Source organism: Streptomyces cyaneofuscatus (assembly GCF_042718795.1).
GTDB lineage: Bacteria > Actinomycetota > Actinomycetes > Streptomycetales > Streptomycetaceae > Streptomyces > Streptomyces cyaneofuscatus_A.
Genome location: NZ_JBHXOX010000013.1, coordinates 1 through 11651, shown reverse-complemented (window position 1 = coordinate 11651; position 11651 = coordinate 1). Strand labels below are relative to the sequence as shown.

The following is an 11651-nucleotide window of genomic DNA, read 5'->3' as shown; positions in this document are numbered from 1 at the left end:
GGACCCCGGCCGGCCCTAGGGGGCCGCCGGGCGCGTCACCACCTTGATGTTGAAGGTGTGCGAGCCCACCCCGCCCGCGATCCCCATGAAGAGGAACGCGAAGTGCTCCTGGCCGCGTGCGGTGGTGATGTCGCCGATGTCCAGTTGCGAGGAGGCCGGCCAGCCGAGGTCGGTGAGCAGCCGCCCGGTGATCCGCTTGGCCTCGGCGTCGTCGCCGGAGAGGAAGACCGTGCCGGGCTCGGTCAGGTCGCCCGGGGAGGTCATCGTGGTGGAGTCCACCGTGCAGAGCGTCTTGACGACGGGGGTCAGGGGGAAGGCTTCCTGGATCAGTTCGCCCAGGCTGCTGTTGGGGTGGGTGAGCTGCGTGAAGTCGTCCGAGAGGCCGACCCCGACGTCGATCAGCGGGATCCCGGCCAGCGCCGGGGCCCCGATGGAGTGCAGCAGCTCCACCGAGACACCCCCCGGCACCGCGTTGACGAGCACCTCCGCGTGTGCGGCCGTCTCGTCGAGGGTGGCGACGGGGAGGCCGAGGTCGGTGCGCTCCTTGGGGTGGCGTGAGCCGAGGAGGACGTCGTGTCCCGCGGCGCGCCAGCCGTGGGCCAGGGCGCGGGCGACGTTTCCGGTGCCGAGCAGTCCGATACGCATGGGGACGACGCTAGCCAGCGGGGGCTGCGGGGCGGATCGGGCGGGAGGCGGGGGTGGGGCGGGACCTGAGGCGTAGTTCTCAGGCCGCGCCACTCCTGTGAGCCGTCAGACCCGGGCCGGTGCCTTGTCCGGGGAGCCCGGGTCCGTGGAGCCGGGATCTGTGGAGTCCTTTGAGCCGGGGACGTCCGCCCGGTCCGCGTCCGCGTCCGTGGCCGGGTGGGGGCCGCCTGTTGCCGCGACCGTTGACGACTGCGGCTCCTGGGAGACGTTGAACTCGGTCAGCAGGTCCTTGCTGAAGCCGAAGAAGTACGTGGCCAGGAAGCCCGCCACATAGCCGACCAGCAGGCCGGCCCCGTAGATCGCGATCGTCGAGCCCAGGCCGTGGTTGCCGTCCAGGAGCGGGAACAGGGCCCAGCCGGAGGGGCCGATGGCCGTCGAGCCGACCGTGTCGCCGAGCTGGTTGAACAGGCCGACGAAGCCGCCGCCGAACGCCCCGCCCACGCATGCCGTGATGAACGGGCGGCCGAGCGGGAGCGAGACGCCGTAGATCAGGGGTTCGCCGACGCCCAGCAGACCTGCCGGGAGGGCGGACTTGATGGTGCGGCGGATCGACTCGTTGCGGGGGAGGCGGAAGTAGACCGCCATCGCCGCGCCGACCTGGCCGGCGCCCGCCATGGCCAGGATCGGGAGCAGGACCGTGTAGCCCTGCTGCTCGATGAGCGTCGTGTGGATCGGGATCAGCGCCTGGTGCAGGCCGAGCATCACCAGGGGCAGGAACAGGCCGCCGAGGACGAAGCCCGCGCCCGCGCCGCCGGTGGAGAGCAGCCAGTCCGCGAACGTACCGATGGCGGAGGAGATCTCCCCGGCCACGTACATCAGGCCGAAGATCGTCGCCAGGCCGGAGATCAGCACCGTCAGGGTCGGGGTCACCAGGACGTCCAGCGCCTCCGGTACCCAGCGGCGGCACCACTTCTCCACGTACACGGCGAGGACCGCCGCGCCCAGCGCGCCGAGCACACCGCCCTGGCCGGGCGAGAGCGTCTGGCCGAAGGCGTCGATGTTCGCGACGCCCGGGAACACGATGATCGCCGCGACCGCACCGCCCAGGATCGGCGTACCGCCGAACTCCTTCGCCGTGTTGTAGCCCACGAACACCGCGATCAGCGCCATGAAGCCCGAGGCCATCGCCGCCAGCGCGGGCGTCACGGCGGGCAGCCAGCCCAGGTTCACCAGCAGCCCGTTGAGGCCCGCGATGATGCCGCAGCCGATGAGCGCCGGGATCAGCGGTACGAAGATGTTGGCGATCTTGCGCAGGAACAGCTTGAAGGGGGTGGCGTTCTTCGCCTTCTGCTGTGCCTTGATCGCCGCGCCCTGTGCCGCCAGGTCGTCGGCGGAGACCGCGGCCTGCGCGGGCGCGGCCTCGCGGGCCTCCTCCACCAGGTGCTCGAACTCCGGCGTGACCCGCGCGACCGTGCCCGGACCCAGCACGATCTGGTACGTGTCGTCCTCGACCACGCCCATCACGGCGGGCAGGGCCTTCAGCGCCTCGTCGTCGACGAGGGACCGGTCGTGCAGACCGAGGCGGAGCCGGGTCATGCAGTGGGCGATGGAGCTGACGTTCGCGGCGCCGCCCACGAGCGGGAGGATCGCGGCGGCGGTGGCGCGGTTCTTGTCTTCAGTGGCCATGGTGCGAGGTGCCTTGCTGTGCGGGGCGTGGGGGGCCCAGGGGGTGGGTCAGGTGGTGCGTACGGCCGCGAGGGCGGCGCGGAGGTGCCCGTCCGACTCGGTCAGGAGCCGGGCGGCGGTGGGGCCGTCGACCTGGCCGAGGACGACCAGGATCGCGTTCTTGACCTCGCCGTCGGTGGCGGCGAGCGCGGCCTCGATCTCGGCGTCGGACGCGCCGGTGGCCAGGGAGACGATGTGCCGGGAGCGGGCCCGCAGCTTCTCGTTGGAAGCGCGGACGTCGACCATGAGATTCCCGTACGTCTTGCCGAGCCGGATCATCGTGACCGTCGAGATCATGTTGAGCACGAGCTTCTGCGCCGTGCCCGCCTTCAGCCGGGTCGAGCCGGTGAGCAGCTCGGGGCCGGTGACGACCTCCAGGCCGTGCTCGGCGGCGGCGGCGAGCGCCGAGCCCGCGTTGCAGGAGAGGCCGATGGTGAGCGCGCCCTGGTCCCGGGCGTGCTCGACCGCGCCGATCGCGTACGGCGTACGGCCGGAGGCGGAGATCCCGACCACCGTGTCGTCCGCCGTCAGCTTCAGCGCGTCCAGGTCGGCGGCGGCCAGCTCCTTGCTGTCCTCGGCCCCTTCCACCGCCTTCACCATGGCGGACGGGCCGCCCGCGATCAGGCCGACGACCTCGGACGGGTCGGTGTTGAAGGTGGGCGGGCACTCGCTGGCGTCCAGCACGCCGAGCCGGCCCGCCGTGCCCGCGCCCGCGTAGATCAGCCGGCCGCCACGGGCCATCCGCTCGGCGGCGGCGTCGATCGCGGCGGCGATCTGCGGCAGCCGCTCGGCGACGGCGGTGGGGACGGTGGCGTCCTCGCCGTTCATGATCCGCGCGATCTCGGCCGTGGGCAGCCGGTCGATCTCGGCGAGCTCGGGACGGAACGCCTCGGTGGTGAGCGTGGCCAACTGGGCGCGGAGCTCGCCGTAGCTGTCGGTGCCGTAGCTGTCGGTGCCGGAGGCGTTGGTGGTGGAGGTCATGGAGGGCGGCTCTGCTTTCTCGTGCTTGTTCTCGTACGCGTGCCGGTCGTGCTGGATCAACGGGTGGAGGAGCGCGGGCTGTGGCGGTGGGCCAGCGCCTCGTAGGAGGCGGCGAGGGCGGGCGCGGCCGTCTCGTACGTCCGCTGCGCCACGCCTATGAACAGGCAGTCCACGACCAGGAGCTGGCTCGTCCGGCTCGACATGGCGGCGGGCCGCAGCTCGCTCTCGCGGGCGGTGGACGTGGTCAGCACATGGTCCGCGTACTGCGATACGGGCCCGTCGGGCCGTCCGGTGATCGCCACCGTCGTCGCCCCCCGGTCGAACGCGACCCGCAGCGGCTCGATGACGTCACCGGTCGAGCCGGAGTGTGTGATCGCTATCGCCACGTCGCCGGCGCGCAGTTGCACCGCGTTGGTCACCGCGAGGTGCGGGTCGGTGTGGGCGTGGGCTATCAGCCCGATCCGGAGCAGCTTCTGCGCCAGGTCCTGGCCGACGAGGGAGGAGGCGCCCACGCCGTAGATGTCGATGCGGCGGGCGGTCGACGCGGCGGCCACGGCGGCGCCGAGCTGGACGGTGTCCAGCCCGGCGGCGGTGTCCGCGAGGGTCTGCTGCTCGTCGAAGGCGAGCTTGGCGACCACCTCGGCGATCGGGTCGTCCACCGCGATGTCCGCGGTGACGGCGGGTGACCGCCCCGACTCCTGGTGCGCGGCGAGCCCGGCCAGCGCGAGGCGCAGATCCCGGTAGCCGGGGTAGCCGAGGAGGCGGGCGGTGCGGACGACGGTCGCCTCACTGGTGCCGGTGAGCTCGGCGAGACCGGTGACGGTGAGGGCGGCACATCCGGCCGGGTCGCCCGCGACGGCTTCGGCGACCAGCTGCATGGAGCGGGTCATGGAGGGCGCGAGCGTCCGCACCTTCGCGGCGAGGGCCGCGGGAGCGGGCGGGGAGTCGCCGCTGAAAATTTCCTTCACGTCTTGGGTCACATCTGAAAGATATTTTCAACCCAGGAGTCCGTCAACCCCCTGTGGACCCTCGGTGGTCCCTACCTCTGGCGCCGCCCCGCACGCGCGCGGGCGCACAATGGGGAGCATGGAGCTGAACCCCCTGGAGCAGGCACTGCACACCGCCCGCGCGCTGGTCATGGCCGATCTCGTCGCGGGCGACGTCGCCGAGGCCGATGTCGTCTCGCTCGTCGAGGATGCCGTGACGCACCGCCGGTGGTGGGTCGAGCAGTGGCCCGAGGGTGCGGAGTTCGTCGCCGGGCTGGTCGCCCAGGACGTGCAGGACGCCCTGCTGGAGAAGTACGGGCGGTGGCCGCTGTGCCCCGCCTGCGCCGAGGGCGAGCCGCACGCGCTGGACGTGGAGCCGGAGCTCGGGCCCGACCCGCACTGGGTGTGCGTGAAGGCGGCCGTGGCCGTCGCGCCGGTGGGTTCGCTGGGCGAGGTACTGCGGCGGTGACCCTCTACATAGACCCGCCCACCTGGCCCGGACACGGCCGCCTCTGGTCGCACCTGGTCAGCGATGTGTCGTTCGAGGAGCTGCACGCGTTCGCCGCCGCGATCGGCTGCCCGCCGCGCGCCTTCGAGCGCGACCACTACGACGTACCGGAGGCGTATTACGCGGACGCGGTACGCGCCGGTGCGCGGGAGATCGGCTCGAAGGAACTGGTGCGCCGCCTCACCGCCGCCGGGCTCCGGCGGCCGAAGGGGCGGGCGACGGCTTAAGGGGCGGGCGACGGTGTAAAGGGCGCGCGATGGCTTAAAGGGCGCGCGTCGGCGTAAAGGGCGCGCGTCGGCGTAAAGGGGGCCGTTCGCGCTGCTCAGGGCTGGGTGGGGGAGGGGCCCTGTGCCCCCGCCGCGCACTCGGCTGTTCCGGCTACCGGTGCCGTACGTCCCGGACGCGCCGCCCGCTCCGCCCCGGCCGCGCTCTTCGCGATCAGCCGCGAACGCGAGACGCCGCCCCCACCCCGCTGGAGCCGCAGCGACACCGCCACCGCCGCCAGGGCCAGGACCGTCATCGCCGCGCCCGCCCATGCCGTGGAGGCGAAGCCGAAGTCCGCGTCGATCACCGTGCCGCCCAGCCACGGGCCGCTCGTGTTGCCCAGGTTGAACGCGGCCGTCGTCGTGGCACCGGCCAGCGTCGGGGCCGCGCCCGCCACGTTGAACATCCGGGCGTTCAGCGCGGGGGCCGTGAAGAACGCCGACAGGCCCAGCAGGAACGCCAGCGCGACGACCGCGACCTGGCTGGAGGCGAACAGCGCCAGCGCCGCCAGGAACACCGTGGACGCCGTGATCCCGCTGAGCAGTACCCCGAAGAGGTGCGCGTCCGCGACCCGGCCGCCGATCGTCGTACCGATCAGCGCGCCGACCCCGAAGAGGCCGAGGATCCACGGCACCCACCCCGAGTCCAGGCCCGCCACCTCCGTCAGCAGCGGCGCCAGGTAGCTGAACGCGCAGAACACCCCGCCCGCCGCGAGGGCGGTGATCACGATCGCCAGCCAGACCTGCCGGTCCCGGTAGATCGCCAGCTCCTGCCGGAGCTGCGGCTTCTTCTCCGGCAGCGGGATGTACGGGATGCGGGTGACGACCCCGACCAGCGCCACCGCCGACGCCACCCCCACCGCCCAGAACGCCGACCGCCAGCCGAGGTGCTCGCCGAGGAAGGCGCCCAGCGGCACGCCCAGCACGTTGGCTATGGACAGCCCGCCGATCATCACGGCCATCGCCCGGGCCCGCTGGTTCACCGGGACCATCGCGATGGCCACCGCCGCCCCGACCGCCCAGAACCCCGCGCAGGCGAGCGCGCTCACCACCCGGGAGGCGAAGAGCACCTCGTACGTCGGCGCCAGCGCGCCCGCCACCTGCCCGAGGCCGAAGACCGAGATCAGCGCGATCAGGGTCGTCCGGCGCGGCAGCCGCAGCGTGGCCACGGCGAGGAGCGGGGCGCCGACCACCATGCCGATCGCGAAGGCGGATATGAGAAGCCCGGCCTGCGGGATCGAGACGTTCATGTCGTCGGCGATCGGCGGCAGCAGACCCGACAGCATGAACTCGCTGGTGCCGAGGGCGAAGACCGAGAGGCCGAGGATGTATACGGCCAGCGGCATGGGTGTGCGGCGGCGGGAGGTGGAGTCGGGCATGACACCTCGCAACACCGCCGAACGGATCCGCATTCCCGGTCTTCGCGTCGAGTCGTCGAAGTGGGGGCAACCGCGATGCCGGACGTTGACGTTCGTCAGGGGTCGCAAGCCGGGCCAGGGGGTGACCGGAACAATTCCGTGAAGGAACCGGAACATGCGCCGGTCACCGCGGACCGGACGGCTACCCCAGCAACTCCAGCTCCGTCGCCAGATTGTGCCGGGCCCGCGCCTCCCACGCGGCCGCCCCGTGCGGCGTACGGAACAGCCTCGGCAGCGCGAGGAGTTGCCGCAGTACGCCGGCCCGCCCGGCCCGGAACGCCTCGTCCGGCACGAACCCGTACTCCTCCCGTACCTGCGCCGCGTAGGCCGCGTACTCCTGCGGGCTCCCCGCCAGCACCGCCAGGTCCGCGTCGCACAGCACCTCCCCGTTCCGGTCCCCGTCGGCCGGGTCGTGTGTCACGGTGAGCCGGACCAGCCGCGCCACCTCCGCCGTCACCGCCTCCCCCACCCCCGCCTCGGGCAGCGCCCGCTCGGCGAGGGCGGCGCTGCGCTCCTCGTTCTCCGTACGGTCGGGCCGGTACACCGCGTCGTGGAACCAGGCGGCCAGCCGCACCGCGTGCACATCGGCGGCGTACGGGGCGAGGGTGTCGATCCGGTCCAGGACCGCCGTCAGGTGGGCGGTGGTGTGGTAGCGCCGCTGCGGCTCGTCCCAGCGGTCCAGAAGGTTCTCGGCGTACGGCAGCGGATCGGGACCGGCGTCGGCACGGGCATCGGGACCGGCGTCGGCATCGGGACCGGCGTCGGGACCGGCATCGGGACCGGCGTCGGGCGCTCCCGAACGGGCGGCGAGGAGCGTGTCCCGCCAGCGGTCGACCAGGGCGGTACGGGGGTCGCGGGGGCGCGGGCTGTCCGTCATGGGACGACCTTAGAGGCTGCGTCCCGTACGGATTCCGGCATCCCGCCGCGCTCGGCGGCCTCCCTGCGGTTGGCTGAGATCATGACTTCTGCTCCTGTACGCGATCCCGAACTCCCCGGCCTGCTCCTGCGCACCGAGCGCGACGCCTTCCTCCCGCTCCTGCGCGCCACCCCCGAGTCCTCCTTCGCCCTGCGCACCGCGTGCCCCGGCTGGACCGTTCGCCATGTCCTCGCGCACTGCGCCGCCGCCCTGACCCGCGTGGTCGAGGACCGGCTGGAGAAAGGGGTGTTCTCGCCCGAGTCCAACGATCGGGACATCGAGGAGCGGGACGGGGTGCCCCTGCCCGCACTCCTGGACGAGCTGGAGCGCGGGATGACCGAGGCCGGTCCGGTGATCGCCGCAGCGGGCGGGAAGCTGGACGGGGTCGCGCTCGGCGAGTGGGTGCACGCGGGGGACGTACGCGAGGCGTGGGGCCTCGACGGGGCGTACGCGGGGCGCGGACTCCCGTACGCCCTGGGCCTGCTGGAGGGCGTGGCGTACCGGAAGGAGATGTCGCAGATCGCCGCGGTCGTGGAGGGGGAGGGGGAGGGCTGGGCGGTGCCGCGCCCGCTCGGTGTCCCCTCGCCCGACGGCCGGCCGGCGGGCCGGTACCACGGTGACGGGCCCACCCTGATCCGCCTGTACGCCAACCGTCCGCTGGTCGGCACGCGCTACGAGCTGCACGGCGTACACGAGGACGACCTGCACCTCTTCGACCGGCCGCCGAAGCTGGAGGACTGAGCACCGGGAGCGGCGGCGGGCCTTCCGCTCCTCGGACCGGCTCTTGTCGACCGCGAGCGCAGTCAATAGCGTGCGCCCGGTGAAGATGGACCTGAACGCGGACCTGGGCGAGGGCTTCGGCCGCTGGACCCTGACCGACGACGAAGCGCTCCTCGCCTGTGTCACCAGCGCCAACGTGGCGTGCGGCTTCCACGCGGGCGACGCCTCCGTCATGCGGCGGGTCTGCGATGCGGCGGCGGCAGGCGGCGTACGGATCGGGGCGCAGGTCTCCTACCGGGATCTGGCCGGGTTCGGGCGCCGTTCGATGGAGGTGCCGGCCGATGAGCTGGCCGCCGAGGTCGCCTACCAGATCGGCGCCCTGCGGGTGTTCGCGGAGGCGGCCGGCGCAGGCGTCTCGTACGTCAAACCGCACGGCGCCCTCTACAACCGGACCGTCCACGACGAGGAGCAGGCCGCCGCCGTCGTCGCGGGCGTCCGGCTCGCTGGCGGCGGCCTCGCCGTCCTCGGGCTGCCCGGCTCCCACCTGCTCGCCCATGCCTCCGCCGCCGGGCTGCCCACCGTGGAGGAGGCCTTCGCCGACCGGGCGTACACCGCGCGGGGCACGCTGGTCCCGCGCGGCGAACCGGGGGCGGTGGTGCACGACGCCGACGACGTCGTACGCCGCGGGGTCGGCATGGCGCTCGACCGGGCGGTCACCGCGGTGGACGGCAGCCGGATACCCGTCGAGGCGCGCTCGCTCTGCGTCCACGGCGACACCCCGGGCGCCGCCGCGCTCGCGCGCCGGGTGCGTACGGCGCTGGAGGGCGCGGGCGTGCTGGTGGAGGCGTTCACGTGAGCCGGGGGGACGACGGTACGGAGGTGAGCGGGGCGGGCGAGGCGCATGAGGCGCGCGAGGCGTGTGACGTACGTGAGGTGCGCGTGCTGCCTGCCGGGGCGCACGCCCTCCTCGTCGAACTGGCCGACGGCGACCACGCCGAGGCCTTCCACGCCGAGCTCCTGCGCCGGCGCGAGCAGGGCGCACTGCCCGGCGTACGCGAGATCGTGCCCGGCGCCCGGACCGTCCTGCTCGACGGCATCGACGGCATCGACGGCATCGCGCGCGGTGATGGCCGCGGTGGCGGGCGCGTTCCCGCCGCCCGCGACCGGCTCGCGCGCGAACTCCTCTCCTGGTCCGTGCCGCCGCTGCGCCGCGAGGAGCGCGGCGCGGTCGAGATCCCCGTCGTGTACGACGGGCCCGATCTGGACGAGGTCGCCGCGCTCTGGGGCGTCGGCGCCGACGAGGTGCCCGCACTCCACTCCCGTACCGCGTTCCGGGTGGCCTTCTGCGGGTTCGCGCCCGGGTTCGGGTACCTCACCGGGCTGCCCGAGCGGCTGCATGTGCCCCGGCGCGCGACCCCGCGTACGAGGGTTCCGGCCGGGGCGCTGGCCCTCGCCGGGCCGTACACCGGGGTCTACCCGCGCCCCTCGCCCGGCGGCTGGCAGCTCATCGGGCGGATGGCGGGCCCGGCGGCGGCCCTGTGGGACCCGGGCAGGGAACCGGCGGCGCTGCTGGGGCCCGGGACCCGGGTGCGGTTCGTGGCCGCTGAACCCGGAGCCGTACCCCTGCCTCGTACGGAGACGGGCTCATGACCGCCGTACGGAACGGGCTCCTCCATGTCGTCCGGCCCGGCGCCCTCACCACCGTCCAGGACGCCGGCCGGCCCGGCTGGGCGCACCTCGGCGTCGGGCGGGCCGGGGCCCTCGACGCGCCCGCCGCCCGCCTGGCCAACCGGCTCCTGGGCAACCCGCCGGGCGCCGCCCTCCTGGAGACCACCGTCACCGGGTGCGCCGTCCGCCCCGGCCGGCCCGTGGTGGCCGTCGTCGGCGGTGCGGGGAGCCGGGTGACCGTCGACGGGCTCCCCGTGGCATGGGGCGCGCCCGTCCGGGTCCCGGCGGGAGCGGTGCTGGACGTGGGTCCCGCGCTCAACGGCGTACGCGGCTATCTGGCGTTCGCGGGCGGCCTGGAGCCGGAACCGGTGCTGGGCAGCCGCTCCGCCGACCTCCTCTCGGGCCTCGGCCCGGCCCCCCTCGCGGAGGGCGACACGCTGCCTCTGGGCGAACCGGCCGGGCAGCCACCGACGTACGACGGCAACGCCCCCTGGCCCGGCGCCCCCGCCGAGCTGGTCCTGCCCCTCCACCTCGGCCCGCGCCACGCGTGGTTCACGCCCGCAGCCCTCCGCACGCTCACCACCGCCGCCTACCGGGTCTCCGCGCACAGCAACCGCATCGGCCTCCGCACCGAAGGCCCCGCCCTGGAGCGGGCCCGCGACGGCGAACTGCCCAGCGAGGGCATGGTCCTGGGGGCGGTCCAGGTGCCCCCGGACGGCCGGCCCGTCGTCTTCCTCAACGACCACCCGACGACCGGCGGCTACCCGGTTGTCGGCGTCGTACCGGAAACCGCCCTCGCCGGGGCGGCGCAGGCGGTTCCGGGAACGCGGGTGCGGTTCTTCGTCCGGGCGTGAGCCGCCCCGCCGCTTACTCCTAGGCCCCCTTGAAGCCCCGCAGCCGCAGCGAGTTGCCGACCACGAACACCGACGAGAACGCCATCGCGGCCCCGGCGATCATCGGGCTGAGCAGCCCGGCGGCGGCCAGCGGCAGTGCGCCGACGTTGTAGGCGAAGGCCCAGAACAGGTTCGTCCGGATCGTGGAGAGCGTGCGGCGCGAGAGCCGGATGGCGTCCGCTGCGACCCGCAGGTCTCCCCGTACGAGGGTGAGGTCACCGGCCTCGATCGCGGCATCCGTGCCCGTCCCCATGGCCAGACCCAGGTCGGCCTGGGCGAGGGCGGCGGCGTCGTTGACCCCGTCGCCGACCATCGCGACGCTCCGGCCCTCCGCCTGGAGGCGCTGGACGACGGCGACCTTGTCCTCGGGCATGACCTCCGCGTACACGTCATCGGCACCGATGCCGACCTCGGCCGCCACCGCCTCCGCGACGGCCCGGTTGTCGCCGGTGAGGAGGATCGGGGTGAGCCCGAGCGCGCGCAGCCGCTCGATGGCCTCGGCGCTGGTGTCCTTCACCGCGTCCGCGACCTCCAGCACGGCCCGCGCCTCGCCGTCCCAGGCGACCGCGATCGCGGTGCGCCCGGCGCGCTCGGCCTCGGCCTTGGCGGCGGCCAGCGTCTCCGGCAGCCGGATCTCCCACTCGGCCAGCAGCTTCTCCCGGCCCACGAGGACGGCGTGCCCGTCCACCACACCCTGGACGCCGAGTCCGGGGACGTTGGCGAAGTCCTCGGGGGTGGGGAGGTCGGAGGCGAGGCGATCAGTTGCGCCTGCTGCCACCGCCTGGGCGATGGGGTGTTCGGAGGAGTGTTCCAGGGCTCCGGCCAGCCGCAGCACGTCGTTCTCGTCGGTGCCGTCGGCGGTGTGGACGGCGAGGAGGGTCATCTTGCCGGTGGTGACCGTGCCGGTCTTGTCGAGGACGATGGTGTC

The 11651-nt window shown here is 73.9% G+C and carries 13 protein-coding genes; 6 read left to right on the top strand and 7 right to left on the bottom strand.

The window, feature by feature from the left end; genetic code table 11:
• Positions 1-15 precede the first annotated feature (15 nt).
• The 4 genes from ACFWRT_RS16475 to ACFWRT_RS16460 form a co-directional block, all read right to left on the bottom strand.
• Positions 16-645, bottom strand: coding sequence for an NADPH-dependent F420 reductase (locus tag ACFWRT_RS16475; protein ID WP_380954372.1), 630 nt, complete (start codon positions 643-645; stop codon positions 16-18).
• Between the two features lie 105 nt (positions 646-750).
• On the bottom strand, positions 751-2331 hold the full coding sequence (locus tag ACFWRT_RS16470) for a PTS transporter subunit EIIC (protein ID WP_380954371.1): 1581 nt from the start codon (positions 2329-2331) through the stop codon (positions 751-753).
• A gap of 48 nt (positions 2332-2379) precedes the next feature.
• Positions 2380-3351, bottom strand: coding sequence for an N-acetylmuramic acid 6-phosphate etherase (gene murQ, locus ACFWRT_RS16465; protein WP_380954423.1), 972 nt, complete (start codon positions 3349-3351; stop codon positions 2380-2382).
• Between the two features lie 56 nt (positions 3352-3407).
• Positions 3408-4331 (bottom strand): MurR/RpiR family transcriptional regulator, encoded by a 924-nt coding sequence (locus ACFWRT_RS16460; RefSeq protein WP_380954369.1) that lies wholly within the window; start codon positions 4329-4331, stop codon positions 3408-3410.
• A gap of 106 nt (positions 4332-4437) precedes the next feature.
• On the opposite strand from ACFWRT_RS16460, the gene ACFWRT_RS16455 reads away from it, so the two are divergent.
• On the top strand, positions 4438-4806 hold the full coding sequence (locus ACFWRT_RS16455) for a hypothetical protein (protein WP_380954367.1): 369 nt from the start codon (positions 4438-4440) through the stop codon (positions 4804-4806).
• Positions 4803-5072, top strand: a complete 270-nt coding sequence (locus tag ACFWRT_RS16450) for a DUF4031 domain-containing protein (RefSeq protein WP_073877099.1) — start codon at positions 4803-4805, stop codon at positions 5070-5072. Before ACFWRT_RS16455 ends, ACFWRT_RS16450 begins: the two co-directional genes overlap by 4 nt.
• 95 nt (positions 5073-5167) lie before the next feature.
• Here the strand turns inward: ACFWRT_RS16450 and ACFWRT_RS16445 are convergent, their stop codons facing one another.
• Both ACFWRT_RS16445 and ACFWRT_RS16440 read right to left on the bottom strand, forming a co-directional pair.
• Positions 5168-6454 (bottom strand): Cmx/CmrA family chloramphenicol efflux MFS transporter, encoded by a 1287-nt coding sequence (locus tag ACFWRT_RS16445; RefSeq protein ID WP_380954422.1) that lies wholly within the window; start codon positions 6452-6454, stop codon positions 5168-5170.
• A gap of 214 nt (positions 6455-6668) precedes the next feature.
• Entirely contained in the window at positions 6669-7403 is a 735-nt protein-coding gene (locus ACFWRT_RS16440; RefSeq protein WP_380954365.1) for an HD domain-containing protein, read from the bottom strand.
• An 81-nt stretch (positions 7404-7484) separates the two neighbouring features.
• Here ACFWRT_RS16440 and ACFWRT_RS16435 point away from each other — a divergent pair, with 81 nt between their 5' ends.
• The 4 genes from ACFWRT_RS16435 to ACFWRT_RS16420 all read left to right on the top strand — a co-directional run bounded on the left by ACFWRT_RS16435 (position 7485) and on the right by ACFWRT_RS16420 (position 10684).
• Positions 7485-8183: a maleylpyruvate isomerase family mycothiol-dependent enzyme gene (locus tag ACFWRT_RS16435; RefSeq protein ID WP_380954363.1), complete on the top strand. Its 699-nt coding sequence runs from the start codon at positions 7485-7487 to the stop codon at positions 8181-8183.
• 85 nt (positions 8184-8268) lie between these two features.
• Positions 8269-9018, top strand: a complete 750-nt coding sequence (locus ACFWRT_RS16430) for a LamB/YcsF family protein (RefSeq protein ID WP_380954421.1) — start codon at positions 8269-8271, stop codon at positions 9016-9018.
• Between the two features lie 23 nt (positions 9019-9041).
• A complete protein-coding gene (locus ACFWRT_RS16425) occupies positions 9042-9812 on the top strand; it encodes a 5-oxoprolinase subunit B family protein (protein ID WP_380954419.1) in 771 nt (256 codons plus the stop codon).
• Complete coding sequence (locus tag ACFWRT_RS16420) at positions 9809-10684, top strand: 5-oxoprolinase subunit C family protein (RefSeq protein WP_380954361.1); 876 nt, start codon at positions 9809-9811, stop codon at positions 10682-10684. The genes ACFWRT_RS16425 and ACFWRT_RS16420 overlap by 4 nt, the downstream gene beginning before the upstream one ends.
• Before the next feature lie 19 nt (positions 10685-10703).
• Here the strand turns inward: ACFWRT_RS16420 and ACFWRT_RS16415 are convergent.
• The coding region (locus ACFWRT_RS16415; protein ID WP_381121309.1) for an HAD-IC family P-type ATPase at positions 10704-11651 on the bottom strand (948 nt) is incomplete at its 5' end.